Below are 23,037 nucleotides of genomic sequence, written 5' to 3'. Positions count from 1 at the left end.
GAAAAAAAGCTTGCAGACGGAATATCCGCTGCAAGCTTTTTGTTATCCTTTATGCATTTGGTATTCATAGACGTCCTTCTTCTCAGACAGATGAGCGAACGTGGACAGTACAAGGCCGAGAGCGGTCATCAGCGCACCGCCGGCAAACAGCCATGAGTAAGATCCCGTTCCGCCGAGAATCAAACCGCCGATCCAGGCGCCGAGCGCGTTTGCCAGGTTAAAGGCGGAAACGCTCACCGCGGCGGCGATCGTCGTGCCGTTTTCAGAGGAAGAAATAACCTTTGTCTGTAAAAGCGGCGGCGTGCCGAACGCACATGCACCGAATAAAAATGTCGCCGAAACGGCGGCGGCGGGAAAAACAGCGATATAAGGGAAAATCGCCATGACTCCGATCAAGCCGATCATCACGCCGATCATTGTGCGTGTCAGCAGTTTGAGCGGCACTTTCCCTGCGAAAAAATTCCCCGCCACTCCGCCGAGACCGTAGGCAAATAACGCGCCTGTGATGCCGACCGTGCCGAAACCAGCTGAATCTCTTAAAATCGGCTCGATAAACGTGTAAGCGATAAAAACGCCTGAGTAGCCGAGAATGGTGATCGCAAAGGAAAAAATCACTTGCTTATGCTTAAAGACACTCCATTCATTCATCAGCATCGGAATCACTTTCGGTTTTTGATTCGGTACAACCAGCATCAGACCGATCAGTCCGATCAGGCCTAAAACAGAAATAATGAAAAAGACGGCACGCCAATTAAGGGCATCCCCTAAATAAGAGCCGAACGGAACGCCGAGCATCAGCGCCACGGTTAATCCTCCGTTCATCGATGCGGCTGCGGCGGAACGTTTTTCAGGCGGCACCATTTCACTCGCAAACACCATTGCGATCGCAAAAAAGGCTCCGTGAATGGATGCGGATAAAATTCTGGAAATCGCCAGTACGGCAAAATTTGGCGCAAAGACACTCATCAGGTTGGCAAGGACGAAAATCCCCATCAACCCGAGCAGCACCGGCTTTCTCGGGAGCTTAACCGCGACAATGGTTACGATCGGGCCCGTCAGGCAGACGCTTGCCGCGTACGCCGTAACAAGCATACCCGCTGAGGACACATGTATATGAAAGTCATCGGCAATCGACGTCAAAATACCCATGACAGCATATTCCGTATACCCGATGGGAAACGTGCAAATCATTAAAACAAAAATCATTAATTTCACTGATGGCTGTTTCATTTTGATATTCAACGCGAATCGCCTCCTTTTTAATAAAAAACAACGAATTTCATCTTAAAAGATATCGAAATTGAATTCAATCATTTTTTACTGAAAGGTTGAAACGAATGTGTTCAAAAGAAAAAGAGGCCGGAGCCGGCCTCTTTTGTTAACTTTTTTCTTTCAAAACAGAAATCGGCAGCGCCTCTTCCCGGTCAGGCGACGATGATCTGTGCCCCCAGGCGAATACGCCGTTGATGTAATCAATGCTGAATGTATCATCAGAACCTTCTATCTGATACACTGCGCCGGGCTGAAAGTCTTCCGGCTCCAGCATGTAGGCTTTGGCCATCGTGATTTTCCGTTCAAGCACGGCCAGTTCATTTACAATGCCCATCTGTTCCGCTTTTCTCGCTTTTTCCGTCAATCCCGCAATTTCTGTCTGTAGTTCATGAGGCGTCATTTGACTGTATCGTTTGTCCATTTCGGTTTACTCCTCTTCCTGCAAAAATTGTTCAATATCGTCAATCGAGAATCCTTTTCTGAATAAGTACTGTTTGACCTTCATTCCGCTTTCATAGCTGCCGTCATAGCGGTATTTCCTGATCGCCTTTTCCGCATGAATCTTCAGGGCTTCCATCTCAGCTTCGTCATCATTCTCATACTCCGTCTGCTCCAGGGCGGCGTTGATGACGTCGAATGGAAAACCTTTTCGCTGAAGCTGCATCTGCGCCCGCTGTCTGATCTCTTTTGTGGACAGCTTTTTGTCTTTTTTCAGGATTTTCCCGATATGTTTCAGCGCTTCTTGTATCTGCTCATCAAATGTAAACGCACTGAGCGTCTCCTTGATGGTATCATCGTCTATTCCTTTCGCTTTCAGCTCGCGGAACAGGACGTCAGGGCCTTTGCCGTTTGTTTTTTTGTGGGTGCTTGCATAAGCTTCGGCAAATTCTTTGTCATTTAAGTAGCGGTAATCGTACAGTTTATGGATGACTTCAGGAATGACCATCTCAGGTGTTTCTTTTTTCTTCAGATGGTCCCGGACTTCTTTTTCAGAGCGCATCCGGTATGATAAAAAATCTACGGCGCGGTTAAAGGCTTTTTTCACTTCATCGCCGTGCTGGATTTCAAGAATGTCAAGCTCGTCCAGTTCTTTCCCTTTTTTCAGGTCAAAACGCACGAGCACGTCGGCGTCGACGCTGAATGCATATTTCTCATCAAGAAAGATGTTGAAGCGCTCGGTGTTTTTCTTTTGGGTCGATATTTTTGTAATAAACGGCATCCCGGTCTCCTTTCCCGCCCGATGTTCAGGCGTTTTTCTTTTTGACAAATGAGGTACAGTATATGTATCAACGTGTAAGGAGAGATGGATATGAATATCGCGATGACAGGCGGCACGGGTTTTCTCGGCCGGCATCTGACAGATGTGTTTACCCGCCGGGGACATCATGTCTATATTTTATCAAGAAAACAGAGAGAAACCGAACAAAAAAATGTGACATATGTTCAATGGCTGGCCGAAAACGCGGCGCCTGAGCGCGAGCTTCCCCCTATTGATGTATGGGTGAACCTCGCCGGCAAATCCATCTTTGACCGCTGGACGGACACAACGAAGGAACAAATCATCTCAAGCCGGGTAAAAGCGACGAGAGAAGTCAGACGGATTATGAAGCAGCAGCCTCAAAAACCGCGGGCTTTAATTCAGGCAAGCGCCGTCGGCATTTACGGCACGAGCACAGAGAAAACGTTCACTGAGCAGTCCGATACGTCAAATGAAGACTTTCTCAGTCATACGGCTCATATGTGGGAGCGTGAAGGCCAGAAAATTGAAGCGCTCGGCATTCGGACGGTATATGCCAGATTCGGCGTGATGCTCGGTGAAAAAGGCGCCCTGCCGCTCATGGTTCTCCCTTATAAGCTGCTAGCGGGCGGCACCGTCGGCTCGGGACGGCAATGGCTGTCATGGGTCCATGTCGATGACGCCGCGGAACTCATCGCGTATGCGGCGGAGCATGATGACTTATCCGGCCCGATGAATGTGACATCGCCGAACCCCGTTGAAATGAAGCAATTCGGAAAGACGATCGCAAGCGTCCTGCACCGCCCCCACTGGATTCCCGTACCGGAAGTTTTTCTGGAGAAAGCATTGGGAGAGATGAGCCTGCTGGTCGTAAAAGGCCAGCGCGCCCTGCCTAAACAGGCGCTGACGTCCGGTTTTCAATTTACGTATGAAGAACTTGATTTGGCTTTAAAGGATCTCTTATCTGCATAAAAACGGAAATAAAAGCCAATCCTATTGGTATTCTGTTTTGAAGGAGGGTCTTCTTTTATGGAAAAGAAGCGCGAAAAACATCAGCAGGGAGCCAATCTCAAAAAAATGCAGGAAGTCCTTTATTCCGGTGAATTCAAAAAAGCGGAAAGAGCAGCCAAACGGAAATAAACGAATAAAGATCGGGACCGGGCAGATACTATGTTTGTTTGATATCACTTTTTTCAGGGGGGCGATTGTTATGGGCAGAAATCATACTCACAAAAACCGTGATAAAAACAAACAAAAACTTCCTCAAGTTCCGGCTGCTTTGAAACATGAAACAGACGGCACATATGAGGAATATTCAAGCGAGCTTGCTGATTCCGCTGACCGCGAAGCGCAGGCGCGGATGAAAGCTGCTGACAACAGAGCAAAAAGCAAAACCCGCTAATACAAAATCCCCGCCTCTTCTTGAGGACGGGGAATTTTTTACAGTTCGGTAAACAGGCTTTTTGCCGGCGTCCGTTCTTTCGCCTTAGGCTGTTCATCCGGATAGCCCGTTTGGATGATGGCGGCGAAGCGCTCATTGTCTGCAAGGCCGAAGTCTTGATGCACCTGTTTGTCATACATAATGCGGCCGCTTTTCCAAACCATGCCGATGCCGTTTTCATGCGCGAGAAGCTGAAGGTTTTGAATCATGCCGCTCAGCGCCGCGAAATCATCATTTCGCGTAAATTCATTTTCATCTTCTTTTAAGACGACCAACAAAAATCCCGGAACGGCACTGAGATTTTTTCTCATGTTCCGCTCTTTTTCCTCGTTGAAATCATCTTTTATTTTTTTGAAAAATGAGACGTAGCTGTCCGCAAGCTTTTCTTTTCCCGCTTCGCTTGCCGCGTAGATAAAACGCCATGGCTCCGTCAGTCTGTGGTTCGGTGCGTAAACGGCCGTTTCGAGCATTTCTAGTATGACTTCAGAAGGAACGGTTTCCGGTTTAAATGACCGGATGGATCTTCTGTTTCTGATCGTATGTTTAAGACTTTCGTTTTGCTGTAATTGTTCGGTTTTCGGCATGCCGATTCACCTTCCTATTCAATTGAAAATGATTATCATTTATAATATAACGGATAGAACCGGCTTTTGTAAACCGTTACGGAAGCTGAAGATGAATTGATTCGGCATACACGGCCGTTCCTGTCATCTCGATTTTCACCTCTCCGCCTTCCTCCGTGATCCTGATTTCCACTTTTCCGTCTTTCCCTATTTCCTGTCCTTGTTCAATCGTGAGGCATTCGGCTTCAGAGCCCCCGTATTGCCGCATATAGGCCGCCATGACGCCTGAAGCGGTTCCCGTGACGGGATCTTCGGTCGTTCCGGAATAAGGAGAAGAAAAATGGCGTCCGTGCAGATCGCTTTCCTGATGAACGGTTTCCAGAGAAAAAGGATGAACACTCGCTTTCGGGAGATCTTGCAATACAGCGGGAAATTGTGAGTTGTCCGGCACCATATTCCGTGATGCTTCCAGTGATTTCAGCGGAACAATCAGTGTCCAGATTCCCGTTGATCCGTAAACAATCGGAAGCTCGCCGTGGAAATCCTCAGCCGTTATCCCGAGCGAAGCCGCAAGCTTTTCTTTGTCTCCTGTAAACGGCAGAAATTGCGGGGGAGCCTGTTCAAGCGTGATGTATACCCGCCCGTTTCGTTCAGCGGCTTTTACGGGAAGAATGCCGGCTTTTGTCTCAATCCGATACGTCTGATCAGCGTGAAGCCTTCCTTTTTCAATTAATGCGTAAAGAGAGGCAACGGTAGCATGTCCGCATAAATTCATTTCATGGCCGGGTGTAAAATAGCGGATGCGCAGATCGGCTTCTTCGCTTTTACAGAGAAATGAAGTTTCATTGTACCCTGCCATTTCGGCGATCATCTGCATCTCTTCATCTGAATAATCATCCCCTTAAAGACGATTCCAGCGGGATTCCCCAGATCAGGAATATCGGTAAACGCTTCATATTTAAATACAACTGCCTGTTTCATTCATCAGTCTTCCTTTCGTCTTATGATATGTTATTCAGTATAACAAAAGAAAATTAGAATTTTTAGTTAATTACATTAAAGGAAAAAAAAGACGCCTTTTAACGGCGTCTTTTTTTTGTTTTTCCGATCAGGCGGGTGACGAGAAACATCGTGACAGACAGCGATCTGTTTTTACGGTATGCCAAGTATTTCCCGCGCCATTCCGGTTTGTATTTTTCTTTAAAGGCCCGCAGCCCGCTGAAGCTGTACATATACCGGACGTTGTTGAAGATGACGGCTGCGATTCTCTCCGACCAGAAAGATGTAAAGGCCGTTCCTACGTTTGACAACGGCGCCATCCCCATATTAAAAGTGGTATAGCCTTTTTCCTGCGCCCAGAGAAACAGACGGATGAAAAGCGCGTCCATAATACCGTTCGGCGCGTTTTTCCGATAACGCATCAAGTCGACTGATATTTCGCCTTCCTGGTACATCGGCATAAGGTTGGCAAAAGCGATGATCTCCCCTTCTGTGTCTTTTACGTAAGCAATCGGGGCCTGTTCCAAATAGTCCCGATCGAAGAAACCGAGAGAAAAACCTTTCTCTTTTTTCGGTCCGAGCCATTCGTCCGAAATGTCTTTCAGCTTGGCCATAAACTCGGAAGAAAACGGCGGCTCCCCGACATGAAATGTGTAGCCTTCGCGGTCAAATTTGTTGTTAATCGCCCGCAGCCCCGCTTTTTTCTTTCCTGACAGTGTAAATGCCTCCATATCCACGAGAGCTTCTTCTCCAAGCTTGAAGAAGTTATAGCCGAAATCGTGGTACAGCGCCATGTCTTCACGCTCAATCTGATAAAACATGACACTCAGTCCCTGCTTATGCGCTTCGTTCAGAAATTCCTCGATTACCAGCGGAAAAGAGTCTTTCTGCCCTGACGGATCACCGAGCACGACAAGTCTTCTCGAAATCTGGCCGAACAATAAAAGCGCTTTGCCGTCGCTTGAGAAATAAAACCGCTTATCCCCGAGAAAGCCGAGATGGCTGAGCGCATTTCCGCCTTGTTCCGCCAAAAAGGTCTTCAGCCGTTCAGGATCGGCCTCTTCCCCGATCGGCTTCAATCTTTTATGATAAAAGACCGTAAACAAAAGGAAAAACAGAGGCACGACAATAATGGCCGTCATCGTCGCATATGTAATGTGCGAATTATTATGGACGAAGTAATCGTGGCGCAGCAGCCGATTCATTTTATCCCAAATAAAACCGGCAATGAGATTATAGTTAAACAAGGCGATAATAAACAGAGCGGCCGCAAAAATCATCTGGCCGAGTGTATACGATGCCTGTTCCCTGATAAACTGCCGCTTCAGCAGCACAAGCACGACGATGACGACAGGCAGAATAAAGATCGCACTGATGTTCATTCCTTTTAAGAAACTGAACACAAAACCGCCGACCAGCGCGGCGACCGCCATTGAATAAGAGCGTTTCGTCCGTTTATATAATTCAATCGGCAGAATTAATAGAATCAAAGCCGCGCTTAGCGATAACGCGTTAAACGCAAGGAGCGCCGGGCGCGGAATATGCGGAATGACCGTCTCTCTGTCGATCGGCAATGCGACGGACGCCAGCACGACCACTCCCGACACGAAAACCAAAAGCGACAGCGAACCGTAAAGCACTCTGATTAAGATCCCGCGCTGCAATACGAGAAGCACGTTCGTCGTTTCTACGGCAGGCGCCATCTTCGGATTTGATTCCAGCCGTTTCAGCGTGTTTTCCGTTAAGTCGCCGGCCGCAAAGAACAGCCCGAACACAAACGGAATAAATGAATACACAATCCGGTAGATGACGATGGATGTCACAACCGCTTCCTGCGGAAAGCCCATATTCTGCATGCCGAGCAGAAACAGGAGGTCAAACGAGCCTAATCCGCCCGGCACAAGGCTGATGATTCCCCCGATAGCGGCTATCGCGAATACACCGAATACATGGCGGACATCTGCGTGAATCCCCATGACATGCAGTGAATAATACATAACGACGGCCGCCGCAAACCATTCGGCAAACGAAGCTCCGATATAAGAAAAAATCGGATGCCTCAGTTTTGCTTCACCATCTTCCGTTCGAGCTTTTTTATTGTTGATCCAAGCGGCGATTAAGGCCACCGGCACAATAAGCGCCACGCCGGCGATGACAGCCCACAGCCACGGCTTCTCACCTGTGATTTCGCCCACCGGCAGCACCCGGGCGACAGTCAGAATACTGAAGACTGACAGCCCGAGCAGCGCTGAAGAAGTAAGCCATGCAATGCCTGCGACAAGTCGTTTTACGTCGTTCGTATGCTCTTTGTACAGCATCGTCCGCAGTCCGACGCCCGCCAGACCCCCGAATCCAAGGACATTGTTAAAGGAATTGGCGATAAAGGAAACCCTGAACACTTTCCAATTCGGAATGTTGAGCCGCAGCGCCCGTTTCAGCACAAAGTCGTAAAAGGACATCGCACTGACGGCAAGGAGGCCGAGCAGAACGAGGATAAATAAATCGTACCGCTCAATCCCGTTAATAATGTACAGCGTGCGTTTAAAAGAAAGATCTGTCAATTCCTTCTTCGACTGATAAATGACTAAAAGCAAAACTGCAATAGGAAATAAAACTTTTAATATCGATAAGGCATTCTTTTTAGTCAGCAATGTTCTCTCCAATCATCATAAAATAGCTTATTTATTATAATTCCCCCAATAATCTCCAACATATTATACACTACCACCTCCTATTCAAACAAAACTCGTCTGCAACTTTCTTTCTCAGATGAAAATCAGTAATATGGTATGAAGGAGTATGAATGAGGAAGTGAGACGATGGATTATAACCTGCATGATACAACGGTCTTGGGCGGCGATATTTTTTCTCCTGAGGAACGGGATATTTGGGTGCTGTACATGAAAGTGATGACGTCGGCTGGACTCGGCGATGTGTCAGAATGGATGAAGCTTGATATGAGCATGCCGCAAATGAAGGTGCTGATGCTTCTGAACAACCATGGGACGCTGAAGGTGAGTGAAATTGCAGAAAAAATGGGTGCTTCCCTTTCAAATACCACGGGGCTGCTTGACCGGTTGGAAAAATCGGGTTTCGTTACACGCGCCCCGTCAGAAGAAGACCGCCGTTCAGTCGTCGTTCAATTAACGGAAAACGCGAAAGACATTTTCCGCAGCCTTTATCAAAAAGGACATCTAAAATTGAAGCGTTCATTGGAAACGCTGACCGCTGAAGAAAAACAAACGGTCAATCAAGGGCTCGCCATTTTGGCAAAAGCGCTGGAATCCTCCAAACAGGCATAGAGATGAAAAAGGCCTGCCGTATCGGCGGCCTTTTTTTATTTGACATTTAATTCACTCAAAGTGAATAATATATTTTAAGTGAATTAAAATGAAAGGATTGATCAGTATGCCGGGACCAGTGCAAACAGGAAAAAACCAGAGCTGGGCCATCACCCTTTTTACGATCGGTGTGTTCATGGCGGCGCTGGACAACGGAATTATTTCCGCTGCTCTGACGACGATCAACAGGTCTTTTGATATTTCTCCTTCATGGGGATCGTGGGGCGTGACCCTTTACACATTGGGACTCAGTGTCAGTGTGCCGATTGTCGGCAAGCTGTCGGACCGCTATGGACGGAAAAAACTGTTTATGATTGAAGTCGGACTGTTCGGTCTTGGCTCTTTGCTTGTCGCACTCAGTCAGAGCTTCCCGATGTTTTTGGCGGCACGGCTCATTCAGGCCTTTGGCGGCGGAGGAATTTTTATTATCGGCAGCTCACATGTGCTGGCTGTTCTTCCGAAAGAAAAACAGGGAAAAGCTCTCGGGCTTTTAGGGGCGATGAACGGTATAGCGGCCGTCCTCGGACCGAATATCGGGAGTTTTTTGCTTGATATAACCGGGTCGTGGCATTGGCTGTTTTTGATTAATCTGCCGATAGCCGCCGCTTTGGTTGTGTGCGGCGGTTTGTTTATCGCTGAAACGAAAGAGCCTGAGGCGAAAAAGCTTGATCTTGCCGGCACGATGATGCTGTCTCTGGCAATCTTATCTTGCATGATCGGTATCACAAACCTCGATGGGGCAAAGCTGTCAGAAAGCATCATGGACGTGAAGGTGTACGGATATCTTCTGGGGGCGGCACTTCTCTTTTGGGCGCTGCTTAAGGTTGAAAAGCGGGTTGAAAAACGCGGGGGCGATCCGATTCTCGCCTACTCGCTGCTGCAAAATAAAGTATTTCAATGGACGCTTGTCATCGGGTTTTTATCGGGCGGGCTGCTCGCTGCGGTCATTTTTATTCCTTCTTACGCGGAGCAGTATTTGCACGTATCGGCGGAGAAAGCGGGTTATTGGATGACGCCGCTCGCGTTGGCGTCAGGCATCGGAGCATGGCTCGGCGGGGCGGTCACGGATAAGAAAGGGCCGGTCTTCTCTGCTATTGTATCAGGCGCCATCGCATTTGCCGGCTTCAGCCTGTTTCCGTTATGGGTAACGGATAAATGGGAATTTGTCACAGCGAGTGTCATTGCGGGGATCGGTTTCGGATTCCTGCTCGGAGCTCCGCTGAATGTGCTTGTATCAGAAACGGCGGGCCAAAACAAAGGGACGGCGCTCGGCACGCTTTCCCTCGTGAGGCAGGTCGGGCTGACGCTCGCCCCGGCCTTATATGCCGGCTTCATTACAGCCGGCTTTGACCGGATCGGAGATGACATCAAAAACCGTTTAGCAAAAAGCGGCATTCCCGCTGACCAGGTGCAATTGCCCGATATCAGCGGCGGGCTTTCTTCGTTGCAGGAACAGGTAAGCCGAATCCCCGTTCCCGCCGTCAAAAAAGCGGTTTCTGATGCGATTGAAGCAGGCATTGCCAGCGGCTATCATCACCTTTATACGGCAGCCGCTGTCATTTCGTTATGCACGATTGTGTCTGCGGCTGTTTTGGCGTTTTTCCGGAAGCCGGCATCCTCTAAGACAAATGCCAGTCCATCCGCCGGCAAAGCTCAGTAATATGGGCGATATGATGCTCAGAATGCCAGACATATAATCCGAGCGCTTGTTCCAGCGTAACCGTCTCTTTGGATACAGGATGGAAGTATCTCCGTTTATATTGGGCTTCCGTCATGAAGCGCAAAAGAGCGGCCCACCTTCTGTGCAGGATTGTTAACAGCTCAAGCGCATCCCCGCAAGCGGCCGTTTTGGAATCATGAAGATCGGCCCAGCCTTTTTCATCATAGGGACGGATTTCCGGTTCATCTTCTGTTAAAGCCAATTTAAACCGGGTATAACCGTTCATGTGGCTGTCCGCCAGATGGTGAACCACTTGACGGACAGTCCATCCCCCTTCGCGGTATGGCGTATCAAGCTGATTGTCCGACATCGCTCTGACAGCTTGTTTCAGTTTGGCCGGAGCGTGTTCCAGCGCATTGATCCATTCTTGTTTCTGTCCGGCCGAAATCGATTCAGCCGGCTGATATTCTCCAATCGGATAGCTGAGGGTTTGTTTTTCCATTTTTGTCTCTCTCCCGTTGATCGTATTATGAAAGTATGATGGTGATGTCGCAGCCTTCCGCTTTCGCTTCACGAAAGACTTGGAGCACACTCTCGGCGCCATTTTCTGTAAGCTGCTTACTTTGTTCAAACTGTCTCCATTCTAAAACGAGGGGGTACTCAACCCAGCCGGTCAGACAATCCCATAAAGCGTCAAGGTTTTCACCGTAGTATTCAGGAAGGGCAAGCTCCTTTTTCAATGTCTGGTGCAGGTCGCTCATACTTCTGATTTGTTCCCCGTTAATGATTGCTTTTTTCATGTGCGGCTCCTTTCTCATGATTTTATTCTATCAGTTTACCATTTTCCTCTTCAGAAGTGACCGGAGTCTGCCGCGGTTCCAGCTGGACGATGCCTTGCCCGCCGTCAACGGCCACCCTGTCCCCCGTTTTCAGTTTTGACGTTGCATTTCCGCACCCGACAACAGCAGGAATCCCCAGTTCCCGGGCGACGATCGCCGCGTGGGACAAAGGGGCGCCGACGTCCGTTATGATAGCAGCCGCTCTTGGAAAAAGCGGGGTCCAGCCTACATTGGTTGTCGAAGTCACTAAAATTTCCCCCGCCGCAAAAGAATCCCCGTCTTCCGGGACATCAAGGACACGGACAATGCCCTCCACTCTCCCGGCCGCTCCCGCGAAACCTTTTAAAGTATACGCATCATCAGTTTCCGCAGGCATAAAAGCATCGTAATAATCCGCTCTTCTGTCAGGATCCTCCGCCCATTTAAACGGATTGAATCTTCCGTTAATAACAGATGGGAACGGCGGCAGTTTTTTATAAGTTTCATAGTTTTGCTTTCTCGCTTGAATCGACGCAACCGCCGGCTCTTTCCCCGCGAGCAGATCGGTTATTTCATGCAGATACAAGAAGAAAATATCGTCCTTCATGCCGGTCATTTCCGCCGCTCTGAGCGCGAATGCTCTGGCTGTCCGGTACACCCTGACAAATTCGGATCTGGTTGTTTCTCTAATATTCGCGTAATCTGACGCTTTTTCCATTTTGGCTTTGAGCCATTTGACCTTATGAGGAAACTTTTCTTCAAATCTTCGGAAGGCCTGTTCATGCGCCCGCTGCTGTTTCAAAAGCAGTTGTTCGGCATCAATACCCGACTCCTTGTGTTCTTTGATCTGCTTCGTCAGCCAATCCCGATTTTCTCCTGGATGCGGTATGGAAAGTTCGTATTCATGCGGGCCTCGATGGCCTTGGTTCCTGAGATATTCTTCCTCGCTCATACGGCCTTTCATGACTTGATCAATGCCGATAATCGGCTCCAGGCTGGCCAGTCCGCCTTTTCCCCTCAGATTGGAAAGCAGGAGATTCGCATCTTCTATGCCTGCGAGTTTTGTTAATTGAGAGGTTAACGACGAAGAGGATTGCGCAGAATCACGCCCGCCGGATATTAAGGCAAACCACGCGTTGCACAAATACGGATAGATCTCATTGTTCCATATCGCTAATAATGCCCGCTCCGTTTCGGCACGTTTCAGCTTTTCCTCAATATTCCGGCACCACTCCGGCGATTCGTCCAAGTAGGAGGACATGTTTTTTTTTGCGTGCTTCATTTTCGACAGATACGGTTTCAGTTTTTTCGAGATGATCTTCAAAAGTTCATACTTTGAGAACGGATATAAAGGAATCTTCATTTCCGCCGGGATTTCTCCCAATGTATCGCTCATCATTTTTCCTATTTTACCGCCTTTCGGATTCAGACCGAAAGCGGCGAGAACGGAAAGAGGCTGGCTCATATTGTTATAGGCTCTTCCGCAAATATTGCCGGACCAGACATAATAGCCCGGAATAATGCCCGACTCTTCATCCAGATTCCGGAGGAGCGACCATGTCAGCGGCGTCATCACATCGGGAATCGCTTCTCCTATATTTGTGTTTGTCCATAAAAAATCACCGCTGAAAGAATCATTCCATTCATAGGTTTCCAGATTTCCGGCTTGTAAGGTCGTAATCGGGCGGGATTGAAGAATATACAATGTCCCGCCCGCGGCGGCCCATTCAATATCCTGCGGCCCTCCAAGATCTTTTTCCAGCTTTTTCGCCAGTTTATAGAGCTTTGACGCATATTTACGAAATTCCCCGGGGCCGTCATATTTTTTCTTGGGCCGTGCCAGTTTAAAAGAAAAGGCATCGGCTTCCCCGGAAACGAGCTGCTCCCCGAGACCGTAGACGTAATTGCCTGTCATCTCCCGCCTGCTCCCCGTAATCGGATCTGCGGTAAACAGCACTCCGGATATCTCAGACGGTATCATCAGCTGGATGACGATTGCGATTTCATGCTCATCTTCCATTCCCTGAACGGCGCTGTACGCTTTTACCCTTTCTGACTGTGCCGATCGGCGGACTTCATCAATCGCCCCGGACATGTCTTGATCTGTTTTGACATTCAACACCGTATCGAATTCTCCGGCAAAGGAAGCCTGAGCGGAATCCTCGCTCAGCGCAGATGAGCGTACGGCAAACAACGCAGATGCATGGCGGCTGCGGATGGAATTCACATATTGATCAATAGCCTCTCTCGCCTGATGGCGGAGCTGTCCGTCCTGAAAGGCTGACGGCAAAATCACAAATCCTTCAGGCACAGGATATCCGCTTTGATACATTTTAGAGAGAATGCTTCCTTTTCCTCCCGCAGAGAAATAAAATTTGGCCGGAAGTTCTCCGAATGTTTTGACACAGTCATTCATAATGTCCCCGCTCCTTTTTAGTCGTTCATCCAAGCTCACCGTTTTTCTCTTTTTCACTTTTTTTGAAAGTATTTCCTATAAGTATACAATATATCGGTCTTCACAAGGGAGAAAATCGATGGCGTTATTTTGTCATAAATGCATCCGGTCAAAAAGGACGCAGGCGGGGGGCTTCAGCCAGTGAACGCGCTATTAAAATTAGAGATTGGCTGCCCGATACTGCTTACCTGGCATTCGCTGTCGGCTTGCCCGGGGGGCTTTGTATGCAGGATGTCCAACTATCCGTCCTCGTGCCGGATAAAGCGGACCCGCATCAAAAGGCGGCTGAAACGCCGCCTTTTTTTCAGACTGTGCGGCCTTGATGCGCCGCCGTATTTCTTTTAATCTGCTTCGGCTGATACACTTTCCCGACAAACAAGTATCCGTATCTGAAATGGTTGCACCCCCAAGATACGAAAATGGGACCGAGCGTGCAGATCAAAAATAACAGAAGGATGGCAGCCGGCAAAGGCATTGACCGCAAATAGCCTTCCAGGAGGTATCCGCTGATTAAAAAGTAGGAGTGCAGCAGATAGATTGAAAACGAATAGTTGCTGATCATCATCACAATCGCGGGCACTTTTTTGAGCTTTGAAAACAGATGAAAACACAGAAAGATCATACTGACCGCGTAAATCATAATATCCGGACGCTTAGAGGAAATGGACCCGCCGCTGACATATGAAACCGCCACAATCAATATGGCCGATACGGCCGCACTGAAGTAAACCGCATATCGGTACTGATTGATGAGCGCTAAAAAACGCCGGTATTCCTTTCCGCAATAAAATGCCAGACAGAAATAAAACAGCCAGCCCGGAAACGGAACCCAAAAGAACGGAAAAATAGAATCAAGCCCCGATGAAGCAGGCGGATGAAAGATCGAAAAGTAGGCCAGATAGACGGCATTGATGATAAACGAAACAGACAGCACCCACACGGGAGATGTGTTGTTCAGCCAGCGGTGCAGCAGCATATGGAGAAGGTAAAATTGAAAGATCACAAGAATGAAGTACCCGATGAAGTTTCCTAAAAAGACATTTTCTAAAAATTTACCGAACACTGAAACGAAACCGGCTCCCTCTTCTGCCACACTTTTCATTAAGATGGCATCCACCGCGGCGATAAACAGAAACGGCACAAAAATAACTTTTCCCCTTTTCTTTAAGAATCCTGCAGGGACGCCTTCCGGATAGGACCTGGCAAGCAAAAATTCCGAGATAAAGATAAACGCCGGCGTGCTGAACATCAGCAAAGTCCGGAATGCATCAACCGTACGGGCGGCGCTTGCTAAGGACTCTTCCTGAATCATCAGCACCATTGACACCACGTGCAGCAGAACGACACTTAAGCAGGACAGGCAGCGGATCACGAAAATTTCTTTTATCTGCATGCGGCCGCTCCTTTTTCACAAGCGCGGCGGACTTTGGCGTATGCCTGGCGCAGCCGCTTTTCCCGCAGCTCGGGTGTGCTCGTTTTAACTGAGGACATAAAGTTCCGTTCGGCTTTTTGAATGCCGCAAAATTGCAGAATTCCTTTTTTCAGCGTAATCCAGTCCGCGTTTTTCCGGAACCACTTTAAGTGCCGGTTCGGGGAGTCCGCCGTATAAAACACCTGTGCCGTCTCTGCCCGCAGCAGGCCTTTTACGCGGCCGTTTTCAAATGTATAGGCTTCTCCGGCGACAAGCACTTTGTCAAAAAAGCCTTTCATAATCGCCGGAACGCCTCCCCACCACAGCGGGTAGATGAAAATGAGATGATCCGCTTCTTTCATCAGTTTCCGATATCTCTTCGTTTCAGCGTCCCGTTTCATATCCGCCCGCTTTTTTTCATCTCCGGCCTTCAGCACGGGATCAAATTGATCGGCGTATAAGTCAATGACAGTATAGCTTTTGCCGCTGTCCTTCAAAGCCATGGCGACGTATTTTACGATAGCCGCATTGAAGCTGTTCTCATCCGGGTCTGCATACACAATCACCGTCTTCATAGGTCCCTCCCAGTATTTTTTAATTTTTACAATGATTATATCATGATGTTATATGAATAAGGCAAAGACATGATGAAAGGGGTTTCAAATCTGTATGCGGCTGAAACCAAAATCCAATCCTGAAGTCTTTCTATGATCAGGATTTCCGCATCCGGCATTTCTGCGTTTTTTCGCAGCCGTGTGGTATACTAGCTGTCAAATGAATGGGCTTGGAGGACAACATGAGAATTTTAAAGTACGCGATTTTAGGGCTTTTAAGAAAAGGCGAATTGAGCGGATATGATATATCGAGCTATTTTAAAGAAGAGCTCGGCCAGTTCTGGAGCGCAAAGCACAGCCAGATTTATCCGGAATTGAAAAAACTGACGGCTGAGGGGTTTATTACGTTCCGCACTGCGATTCAAGGAACGAAGCTTGAGAAAAAAATGTACACGCTGACCGGCAATGGAGAACGGGAGCTTGCCGCCTGGCTGACGAAAAAAGATCCGATTCCGGAAACAGTGAAGGATGAATTTATGCTGAAGGCTTATTTCATCTCAGCTTTGACCCGGGAGGAAGCGGATGAGCTATTCACCGATCAGCTCGTAAAGCGGAAGGAAAAATTGACCGACTTGGAAAACAGTTATCACGAACTAATGACATCGTCCGAGGATGCGGATTCGTTTTCGTCTCCGGATTTCGGCCATTATCTCGTGCTGACAAAAGCGCTTGAGCGGGAACGCAATTACATTTCCTGGCTTGAAGATATTTTGGCTCTCATCAAAAAAGCATAAACAAAAAAACGGGCGGCTTTGTATCTATAAGCCGCCTGTTTACGTTCTGAGAACCGCCGTGATCAACGAATCAGCCATTAAAATAAGAAAAAGCAGGCTGAAATATACAATCGAATACAAAAACATCCCCTTCGACCATTGTGTGTCATCCGCCGCCTGAAAACCTTTGACGCTCCGGTACAGCCAGACGGCTCCGAGCAGAAGAGCGGACGCGGTATAAAGCGGGCTGACATCTATATAGAAAGGAACGAGCAGCGAAACCGCAGTCAGAACGGCGATGTAACGCAGCATTTTCATTTTTGTGACGCGGTTGCCTTTTACAATCGGCAAAAGCGGAATACCGGCGGCACGATACTCTTCCTTTCGCCTGATCCCGATCGCCCAAAAATGCGGCGGCTGCCACAAAAACATAATCGCATATAACAAAATCGCGGGCATATCAATACACCCGGCCAGCGCGCAATAACCGATTAAGGGCGGAGCGGCTCCCGGAAAGCTGCCGACAAATGTGCTCCAGACGGATTGTCTTTTAAACCAAAGCGTATAAACGACGGCATACAGCAAAAATGCAAGCAGGCCAAGAACGGCAGTCAGTACATTAAGCGAAGCAAGCATGATGAATCCGCATGCGCCAAGACATGTGCCGTACAGGATCATGACCGGCGGCGGTATTTTCCCCGTGACGCTTGCACGGGTGCGGGTTCGCGCCATCTTTGCGTCCATGCCGCGGTCAAAGAAGTTATTAAAAACAGTGCTTGACGCCATGACTAACGCCGTTCCGATCATGGCAACCGCCATGGCGGCAAATATACCGGGTCCTCCGCCCGTCCTTTCTGACTGAAGCCACGCGATCCAAAATCCGCCCAATGCGGCGAGTGAATTCGAGATGATAATCCCCGGTTTGGCAAGGATGATAAAGTCCTTAACCGTAACCCGGTTTCCGTTATGCTTCATCGGCTGTTCCGTCTGTGCTGCATTAGAATTCATCAGTTCAGGTTCTCCTTTTTCGGCTTATCATATCAGGAAGAATAAGGAAGTTCAATTCATACCGGTTATTTTTCACAAAATTGTAAATAGTATACGGAAAGCTTCTGACCGGATACGGCTTACAGCTCCCTCATCTGCCGAACATACACAGTTTTCAATCCAGCGGATGCCCTGAGTTCGGGCCGGCGATGGCGGGCTTCAGGCGCCATTTTTGTGCATCACTGTGATTTTCGCTCTCTTTCGAGAACACTTCAGAAAAATAAAAACCCTTGCCGGTTAGACGGCAAGGGTTCTTTCTTACAATGTAAATGCGATATCCGCCCCTGACACAGGGTCTTTGACGAATATGCCCGCTTCTTTTTCTTCAATCTCAAAGCCGGCATCGGTCAGCGCTTTTGTCACACGTGAGAGCTCTTTTTGATGTGGGAGCACGATGGTGTAATAATCCAGTCCGCTTGCATTTCCCGGTTTCGGCGGCGCATGTGTTCCGGCCCATATATTCAGGCCAATGTGATGGTGATACCCTCCCGCTGAAACAAACAGGGCGGACATGGCGGCGTAATTGCCGACAATATCAAAACCGAGGATATCGGTATAAAAAGCTTTAGCTTCCTGTAAATCCGTCACATGAAGATGGATGTGACCGATTACGGTTCCTTCCGGGAGGCGGCTTTTCCGTTCAGCTCCGGCTTCTTCCAAAAGCCCGTTCACATCGACGGGCGCCGTTTGCATGACGTAATTGCCCTCTGCATCGCGCTGCCACGTGCTGCGGGGACGATCGGCGTATATTTCAATGCCGTTTCCGTCCGGATCAGACAGGTAAAGAGCTTCACTGACCGCGTGATCCCCCTGACCGAGCGCAATGCCGTTTTCAATCAGCCTGGCCAATGCGATGCCGAGTTCTTTCCGGTCAGGCAGAAGTATCGCGAAATGGTACAGGCCGGTGACAGACCGCTCCGGGAGAATGACGGCGCTTGGATTTTCTTCAAGCATCAGCAGGACGCGTTTTCCGTCTGCTGACAGTTCTGCGGAACGATCGGTTTGCGAGATGACTTGAAAGCCGATCACATTTTGGTAAAAGTCGAGCGACCGTTCCAAATTTTTGATGGTCAATTTGACATAACCGATTGCTGTATCTTGATGAATGCCGGTCATTTGAACGCCTTCTTTCTTATGCTGAAAAAGTTTCTCCCTTTTTTGATTTGAAAAGGAGCTGGTCCAATGAAAGCAGACGGCTTCCTGAAAGCGCTAAGTGAATAGATGCCACCAGTAAGATGAAATCAAATTCCGAGCCGCCCATAAATGGTGAGGAAAGCTTCGCCGTAAAGATGGCGCCGACTAATGTGAGGGCAAACAGAACGCCAATTATGCGCGTCGCCAAGCCGAAAAAGATCAGCACCCCGCCGACAAGCTCAATCGTTGCGATGACATAGACCATAAATGCCGGAAGCCCGATGCTTTGGAAAAATTGTGTGGTGCCTTCTAATCCTTGGAACTTGGATAAACCGTGTACAAAAAAGATAATACCTGTTACAACCCTTAAAAGCAGTGTTCCTGTTTCGAATGATTTATTCATAAAATCCTCCTTGAAAATTATTATCACTTACTTTATGTAAGCTAGTATATATACATAACTTATTTACGTCAAGTAATTTCGTTACATTTAACGAAAATAACTGAAAAGTACTATTTATCCTCATAAAAAAAAGACCTCCGCACTCTGTCGGAGGTCTTTGTCCCTATTTACGATTCCCGGAACTGGCTTTCATATAATTCTTGGTAAAAACCATTCTGGCTGAGAAGTTCGGCATGGGTTCCTTTTTCAGCCATTTCGCCGTCTTTCAGCACAAGAATCTGGTCGGCTTTTTGAATCGTGTTCAGCCTGTGAGCAATAATGACGCTCGTTCTGCCTGCCATTAAACGGCCGAGCGCTTCTTGTATTTTCACTTCGGTCACTGTATCAATGTTGCTCGTCGCTTCATCCAAAATGAGCAGAACCGGGTCCGCGAGCACAGCTCTCGCGATGGAAATGAGCTGCTTCTGTCCTTGGCTGATGCCCGCGCCGTTTTGGGTAAGAACGGTATCGTAGCCTTTCGGGAGCCGTTCGATGAATCCGTGGGCATTGGCGGCTTTTGCGGCTTCCTCCACCTCTTTGTCAGAAGCATCCAGCCGGCCATAGCGGATATTCTCCCTGATAGTGCCCTGAAAGAGAAATGAATCCTGCAGAACAAACCCCATGTTTTTTCTCAGACTGGATCTTGTCAGTTTTTTGATGTCCGTTCCGTCAATGAGGATTTTTCCTTCATTCGGCTCGTAAAAACGGGCGATCAAGCTCGTAACGGTTGTTTTACCCGCTCCGGTCGGACCGACGAAGGCGATTGACTGTCCTTTCGGAACGCTGAAGGACAGATGTTTTAAGATCAGGCTGTCTTCCTGATAGCCGAAGGAGACATCGCGGAATTCAATGTCACCCGTTTTGATCGGCTGGTGCGCCGCATGCTCTTCATCTTCCCGCTCCTCTTTTTCATCAAGCACGTCAAACACCCGTTCAGCCCCGGCGATCGCCGATAACATCGTATTGAACTGATTGGCTAAATCATTCAAAGGGCGGGTGAACTGCCGCGAGTATTCAGCGAATACGACAATGGAACCGATTGAGATCCACCCTTTCAGCGCAAACAGCCCGCCGACCGCCGCTATAATCGTAAAGCTTAAATTGTTTAAAGAGTTCATGACTTTCGGAATGAATCCCGAAATGGTCTGCGCCCAAAACCCCGATGATTTTAACGCCGCGTTTTTTTCTAAAAATTGCTCCATGACGCGGTCTTCTCTTGAGTAGGCTTTAATGACCTTCGCTCCTGATACCGACTCTTCAATAAAACCGTTCAGCTCGCCGAGGTTTTTCTGCTGCTGCTTAAACAAGAGTCCCGTCCGGTTGGTGATCCATTTGATGCTTAAAAACATGATCGGAATGATCAAAAGCGTAATCAATGTTAAAAGCGGGCTCATGTACAGCATCACGGCGATTGTGCCGACGAATGTAATGACGCTCGACAGCACCTGAATGACGGATGTATTTAAAGTGGAGCTGACATTTTCAATATCATTGGTGACCCGGCTCATCAAGTCGCCGAGCCGCTGTTTATCAAAAAACGGAATCGGCAGCTCATGCAGATGGGTAAACAGCTCGCTCCGCATTTTAAACACGGTGCTTTGCGAGATATTGATCATCCAATAGTTTTGAAACCATAAGGACAACGATTGCACGAGGTAAATTCCAAACAGTATGAACAGCACCCCCGCCAATCCGTCCGTCGTCCGTCCGACGATGAAATGATCAATCGCCTTTCCGATGACGAACGGTCCGAGGAGGCCGAATATGGCGCTTATGACTACCATGATGATCACAAGAGTCAATAGCCCTTTTTTCTCTGCTACATACGACCAGATTCTGCGCAGCGTGCCTTTTGCATCTTTTGCTTTCGCTCGTTTTCTGCCGCCTTCACTCGATTTGAGCGGTATTTTCGGATAACGGAAAGGTTTACGAATGTCTTTCTCCACTGTCAGCTCCCTCCTTTCCGAATTGGGATTCATAAATCTTCCGGTACAGATGAGACTCTGCCATCAGCTCTTGGTGCGTGCCTTTTGCCAGCAGTTCGCCGTCTTCAAGCAATAAGATGGTGTCAGCCTTCATCGCGGTCGTTATTTTTTGCGTGATAATCAGTGTCGTGCATTCATAGGATCTGATCGCTTTTAAAAGCTTGGCTTCCGTCTGAAGATCCAGCGCGCTCGTACTGTCGTCTAACAGCAGGAGGGACGGCTTTCTGATAAAAGCGCGCGCGATGGAAATGCGCTGCTTCTGCCCGCCTGACAAATTGACGCCCCGCTGTCCCAGCACCGTGTCGTATCCGTTTGACAGCTTCATAATCGTTTCATGGATTTGCGCGTCTTTGGCCGCTTCCATTACTTCATCTAGTGAAGCATCCTCCCGCCCCCAGGCGATATTTTCACGGATTGTGCCCGAAAACAGGAGCACTTCCTGCGGAACATAGCCGATTTCCCTGCGCAGCCCGTGAGCGGAGAATTCACCGATCGGTTTTCCGTCTATGAAAATACTGCCTGAATCAGCCGTGTACAGGCGCGGAATCAGCTGAAAGAGCGTTGATTTTCCTGAGCCTGTCGCGCCCATAATGGCAACCGTTTCTTTCGGGCTGGCAGAAAAGGAAACGTGATGCAGCGCGTCTTTTTCCATGTCCGGATAGCGGAAGGACACTTCGTGAAACTCAATTTCGCCGGCAAGCGCTTGTGCCGGGTCATGTCCCGTTCCCTCGCCGCCTTCAGTTTCCAGCACCTCGCCGATTCTTTCGCCGGAAGCTTTCGCCCGGGAAAATACCATAATGAGAAATGGCAGGACGGACAGCGCGCCTGTAATCCGCGTCGCATAGTTAATCACGGAAACGATATCTCCGACCTGCGCCCCGCCCTGATCAATGCTTTTGGCGCCGAACCATAAGATAAACAAAATGCAGCTGTTCATCAGCAGCATTAAGATCGGCATCGCCGCTTCCACGAGACGAAAGGCGGATACTGTTTTTTCCATCAGCTTCGTATTCGATTTCAAAAAACGTTTCACTTCGTGGTTTGCACGGAGAAGCGCTTTAATCAGTTTGATCGCCGTCAGGTTTTCCTGCATGATCGTATTGACCTGGTCAAGCCGCTTTTGCACAGACCGAAACAGCGCGCCGCCTCTTTTCAGCACCCACAGCAAAAACAAAAGCAAAATCGGCACCGTGATCAGCAGAAAAAAACCGAGTTTCGCATTAACGGTCAGCGAGAGAATAATGCCGCCCGCGATCATTAACGGCGCCCGAAGCATAAACCGAAGACTCATGAAAAGCATATTTTGGACCTGCGTCACATCGTTTGTCAGCCGGGTGATAAATGATGTGGATGAGAATTGCGCAAACGTCGAATAGGAGAAGGACTGGATTTTTTGAAATAGCCCTTTTCGCGTATCATACGCATAGCTTTGGCTGATGTGGGCGGAGTAGAACGAATTTAAAATGCCCGATGCAAATGAAACAACGGTCAGTCCGATCATCACGCCGCCCCACAGCCAGACCGTTCCGAGCTCCTGCTTTAAAATTCCTTCGTCGATGATTTTCCCGATCAGCAGGGGCTGTATCAGCTCTACCGCAAGCTCGATGAGCATGAAAAACAGAGCGATTCCCGCCAACAGAGAATACGGTTTTACATATGATAAAGCCTTTGACATGTGTAAGCCTCCAAATTCTTTGTTCAGTATGTATGTATATTTATTTTATTTGTTTGCCTTAAATGAATAAAGGATTAACCCTTGAACCCGCCCCTTTTATTATGTACTTTGTGAAGAAAAAACGGAAATCATTGAAGATCAAAATTGAAGGAATGAGGGATGCAGATATATGGAGGCTGTCTTATCTTTTCTTTTTACCAGCTCCTGAACCGAAGCCTTGATTTTAAAAT

Annotated in this window: 21 protein-coding genes and 1 pseudogene; 6 read left to right on the top strand and 16 right to left on the bottom strand. The window is 48.3% G+C overall.

All coding sequences use genetic code 11. The features are described 5' to 3' along the window. Nucleotides 1–42: 42 nt before the first annotated feature. The 3 genes from AADZ70_RS19110 to recX all read right to left on the bottom strand — a co-directional run bounded on the left by AADZ70_RS19110 (nucleotide 43) and on the right by recX (nucleotide 2,491). Complete coding sequence (locus AADZ70_RS19110) at nucleotides 43–1,236, bottom strand: MFS transporter (RefSeq protein WP_342008076.1); 1,194 nt, start codon at nucleotides 1,234–1,236, stop codon at nucleotides 43–45. A 142-nt stretch (nucleotides 1,237–1,378) separates the two neighbouring features. Further along, entirely contained in the window at nucleotides 1,379–1,693 is a 315-nt protein-coding gene (locus tag AADZ70_RS19105) for a YfhH family protein (RefSeq protein ID WP_045925459.1), read from the bottom strand. Between the two features lie 6 nt (nucleotides 1,694–1,699). Further along, nucleotides 1,700–2,491: a recombination regulator RecX gene (recX, locus tag AADZ70_RS19100; protein WP_342007494.1), complete on the bottom strand. Its 792-nt coding sequence runs from the start codon at nucleotides 2,489–2,491 to the stop codon at nucleotides 1,700–1,702. A gap of 90 nt (nucleotides 2,492–2,581) precedes the next feature. Here recX and AADZ70_RS19095 point away from each other — a divergent pair, with 90 nt between their 5' ends. From AADZ70_RS19095 to AADZ70_RS19085, 3 genes are all read left to right on the top strand, one after another. Further along, nucleotides 2,582–3,481: a TIGR01777 family oxidoreductase gene (locus AADZ70_RS19095; protein ID WP_326352433.1), complete on the top strand. Its 900-nt coding sequence runs from the start codon at nucleotides 2,582–2,584 to the stop codon at nucleotides 3,479–3,481. A 57-nt stretch (nucleotides 3,482–3,538) separates the two neighbouring features. Further along, on the top strand, nucleotides 3,539–3,649 hold the full coding sequence (locus AADZ70_RS19090) for a YfhE family protein (protein WP_003155504.1): 111 nt from the start codon (nucleotides 3,539–3,541) through the stop codon (nucleotides 3,647–3,649). Nucleotides 3,650–3,719: 70 nt separating this feature from the next. Then, the gene (locus AADZ70_RS19085) at nucleotides 3,720–3,911 is read left to right on the top strand and encodes a YfhD family protein (protein ID WP_064778744.1); all 192 of its coding nucleotides are present in this window, start codon (nucleotides 3,720–3,722) and stop codon (nucleotides 3,909–3,911) included. Between the two features lie 38 nt (nucleotides 3,912–3,949). Here the strand turns inward: AADZ70_RS19085 and AADZ70_RS19080 are convergent, their stop codons facing one another. From AADZ70_RS19080 to mprF, 3 genes and pseudogenes are all read right to left on the bottom strand, one after another. After that, complete coding sequence (locus AADZ70_RS19080; RefSeq protein WP_047476552.1) at nucleotides 3,950–4,534, bottom strand: nitroreductase; 585 nt, start codon at nucleotides 4,532–4,534, stop codon at nucleotides 3,950–3,952. 76 nt (nucleotides 4,535–4,610) lie between these two features. Then, nucleotides 4,611–5,494 (bottom strand): annotated as a pseudogene (locus AADZ70_RS19075) (PhzF family phenazine biosynthesis isomerase). A 98-nt stretch (nucleotides 5,495–5,592) separates the two neighbouring features. Next, on the bottom strand, nucleotides 5,593–8,163 hold the full coding sequence (mprF, locus tag AADZ70_RS19070; protein WP_342007493.1) for a bifunctional lysylphosphatidylglycerol flippase/synthetase MprF: 2,571 nt from the start codon (nucleotides 8,161–8,163) through the stop codon (nucleotides 5,593–5,595). A gap of 168 nt (nucleotides 8,164–8,331) precedes the next feature. Here mprF and AADZ70_RS19065 point away from each other — a divergent pair, with 168 nt between their 5' ends. Further along, nucleotides 8,332–8,814: a MarR family transcriptional regulator gene (locus tag AADZ70_RS19065; RefSeq protein ID WP_342007492.1), complete on the top strand. Its 483-nt coding sequence runs from the start codon at nucleotides 8,332–8,334 to the stop codon at nucleotides 8,812–8,814. 106 nt (nucleotides 8,815–8,920) lie between these two features. Continuing rightward, complete coding sequence (locus tag AADZ70_RS19060; protein ID WP_342007491.1) at nucleotides 8,921–10,513, top strand: MFS transporter; 1,593 nt, start codon at nucleotides 8,921–8,923, stop codon at nucleotides 10,511–10,513. Here the strand turns inward: AADZ70_RS19060 and AADZ70_RS19055 are convergent. The 5 genes from AADZ70_RS19055 to AADZ70_RS19035 form a co-directional block, all read right to left on the bottom strand. After that, nucleotides 10,473–11,015 (bottom strand): YfiT family bacillithiol transferase, encoded by a 543-nt coding sequence (locus AADZ70_RS19055; RefSeq protein WP_342007490.1) that lies wholly within the window; start codon nucleotides 11,013–11,015, stop codon nucleotides 10,473–10,475. The genes AADZ70_RS19060 and AADZ70_RS19055 overlap by 41 nt on opposite strands. A gap of 25 nt (nucleotides 11,016–11,040) precedes the next feature. Next, entirely contained in the window at nucleotides 11,041–11,313 is a 273-nt protein-coding gene (locus AADZ70_RS19050) for a ribonuclease inhibitor Barstar (protein ID WP_016936729.1), read from the bottom strand. Between the two features lie 22 nt (nucleotides 11,314–11,335). After that, nucleotides 11,336–13,747 carry a PEP/pyruvate-binding domain-containing protein gene (locus AADZ70_RS19045; RefSeq protein WP_342007489.1) on the bottom strand — a complete coding sequence of 804 codons (2,412 nt, stop codon included), beginning with the start codon at nucleotides 13,745–13,747 and terminating at the stop codon, nucleotides 11,336–11,338. A 343-nt stretch (nucleotides 13,748–14,090) separates the two neighbouring features. Further along, nucleotides 14,091–15,179, bottom strand: coding sequence for an acyltransferase family protein (locus tag AADZ70_RS19040; RefSeq protein ID WP_342007488.1), 1,089 nt, complete (start codon nucleotides 15,177–15,179; stop codon nucleotides 14,091–14,093). Then, a complete protein-coding gene (locus AADZ70_RS19035; RefSeq protein WP_064778751.1) occupies nucleotides 15,170–15,772 on the bottom strand; it encodes an NAD(P)H-dependent oxidoreductase in 603 nt (200 codons plus the stop codon). The genes AADZ70_RS19040 and AADZ70_RS19035 overlap by 10 nt, the downstream gene beginning before the upstream one ends. Nucleotides 15,773–15,993: 221 nt before the next feature. Between AADZ70_RS19035 and AADZ70_RS19030 the strand changes: the two genes are divergently transcribed. Continuing rightward, the gene (locus AADZ70_RS19030; protein WP_064778752.1) at nucleotides 15,994–16,545 is read left to right on the top strand and encodes a PadR family transcriptional regulator; all 552 of its coding nucleotides are present in this window, start codon (nucleotides 15,994–15,996) and stop codon (nucleotides 16,543–16,545) included. 39 nt (nucleotides 16,546–16,584) lie between these two features. Here the strand turns inward: AADZ70_RS19030 and cyoE are convergent, their stop codons facing one another. The 5 genes from cyoE to AADZ70_RS19005 form a co-directional block, all read right to left on the bottom strand. After that, complete coding sequence (gene cyoE, locus AADZ70_RS19025) at nucleotides 16,585–17,532, bottom strand: heme o synthase (RefSeq protein ID WP_342007487.1); 948 nt, start codon at nucleotides 17,530–17,532, stop codon at nucleotides 16,585–16,587. A 297-nt stretch (nucleotides 17,533–17,829) separates the two neighbouring features. Next, complete coding sequence (locus AADZ70_RS19020) at nucleotides 17,830–18,687, bottom strand: VOC family protein (protein ID WP_342007486.1); 858 nt, start codon at nucleotides 18,685–18,687, stop codon at nucleotides 17,830–17,832. A 16-nt stretch (nucleotides 18,688–18,703) separates the two neighbouring features. Then, nucleotides 18,704–19,108, bottom strand: a complete 405-nt coding sequence (locus tag AADZ70_RS19015) for a DoxX family protein (RefSeq protein WP_014304646.1) — start codon at nucleotides 19,106–19,108, stop codon at nucleotides 18,704–18,706. Between the two features lie 167 nt (nucleotides 19,109–19,275). Next, on the bottom strand, nucleotides 19,276–21,093 hold the full coding sequence (locus AADZ70_RS19010) for an ABC transporter ATP-binding protein (RefSeq protein ID WP_064778755.1): 1,818 nt from the start codon (nucleotides 21,091–21,093) through the stop codon (nucleotides 19,276–19,278). Beyond that, complete coding sequence (locus AADZ70_RS19005) at nucleotides 21,074–22,807, bottom strand: ABC transporter ATP-binding protein (RefSeq protein ID WP_342007485.1); 1,734 nt, start codon at nucleotides 22,805–22,807, stop codon at nucleotides 21,074–21,076. Before AADZ70_RS19005 ends, AADZ70_RS19010 begins: the two co-directional genes overlap by 20 nt. Between the last annotated feature and the right edge of the window lie 230 nt (nucleotides 22,808–23,037).

Origin of the sequence: Bacillus sp. YBsi01 (assembly GCF_038406745.1) — a bacterium.
GTDB classification, from domain to species: domain Bacteria; phylum Bacillota; class Bacilli; order Bacillales; family Bacillaceae; genus Bacillus; species Bacillus siamensis.
This window is presented reverse-complemented; position numbering and strand designations above follow the sequence as displayed.

Bases quoted from the DNA above. Each gene is read 5' to 3' on its own strand.
- AADZ70_RS19105 (WP_045925459.1), bottom strand. From the start codon at position 1,693: ATGGACAAACGATACAGTCAAATGACGCCTCATGAACTACAGACAGAA.
- recX (WP_342007494.1), bottom strand. From the start codon at position 2,491: ATGCCGTTTATTACAAAAATATCGACCCAAAAGAAAAACACCGAGCGC.
- AADZ70_RS19095 (WP_326352433.1), top strand. From the start codon at position 2,582: ATGAATATCGCGATGACAGGCGGCACGGGTTTTCTCGGCCGGCATCTG.
- AADZ70_RS19090 (WP_003155504.1), top strand. From the start codon at position 3,539: ATGGAAAAGAAGCGCGAAAAACATCAGCAGGGAGCCAATCTCAAAAAA.
- AADZ70_RS19085 (WP_064778744.1), top strand. From the start codon at position 3,720: ATGGGCAGAAATCATACTCACAAAAACCGTGATAAAAACAAACAAAAA.
- AADZ70_RS19080 (WP_047476552.1), bottom strand. From the start codon at position 4,534: ATGCCGAAAACCGAACAATTACAGCAAAACGAAAGTCTTAAACATACG.
- AADZ70_RS19065 (WP_342007492.1), top strand. From the start codon at position 8,332: ATGGATTATAACCTGCATGATACAACGGTCTTGGGCGGCGATATTTTT.
- AADZ70_RS19060 (WP_342007491.1), top strand. From the start codon at position 8,921: ATGCCGGGACCAGTGCAAACAGGAAAAAACCAGAGCTGGGCCATCACC.
- AADZ70_RS19055 (WP_342007490.1), bottom strand. From the start codon at position 11,015: ATGGAAAAACAAACCCTCAGCTATCCGATTGGAGAATATCAGCCGGCT.
- AADZ70_RS19050 (WP_016936729.1), bottom strand. From the start codon at position 11,313: ATGAAAAAAGCAATCATTAACGGGGAACAAATCAGAAGTATGAGCGAC.
- AADZ70_RS19045 (WP_342007489.1), bottom strand. From the start codon at position 13,747: ATGAATGACTGTGTCAAAACATTCGGAGAACTTCCGGCCAAATTTTAT.
- AADZ70_RS19040 (WP_342007488.1), bottom strand. From the start codon at position 15,179: ATGCAGATAAAAGAAATTTTCGTGATCCGCTGCCTGTCCTGCTTAAGT.
- AADZ70_RS19035 (WP_064778751.1), bottom strand. From the start codon at position 15,772: ATGAAGACGGTGATTGTGTATGCAGACCCGGATGAGAACAGCTTCAAT.
- AADZ70_RS19030 (WP_064778752.1), top strand. From the start codon at position 15,994: ATGAGAATTTTAAAGTACGCGATTTTAGGGCTTTTAAGAAAAGGCGAA.
- cyoE (WP_342007487.1), bottom strand. From the start codon at position 17,532: ATGAATTCTAATGCAGCACAGACGGAACAGCCGATGAAGCATAACGGA.
- AADZ70_RS19020 (WP_342007486.1), bottom strand. From the start codon at position 18,687: ATGACCGGCATTCATCAAGATACAGCAATCGGTTATGTCAAATTGACC.
- AADZ70_RS19015 (WP_014304646.1), bottom strand. From the start codon at position 19,108: ATGAATAAATCATTCGAAACAGGAACACTGCTTTTAAGGGTTGTAACA.
- AADZ70_RS19005 (WP_342007485.1), bottom strand. From the start codon at position 22,807: ATGTCAAAGGCTTTATCATATGTAAAACCGTATTCTCTGTTGGCGGGA.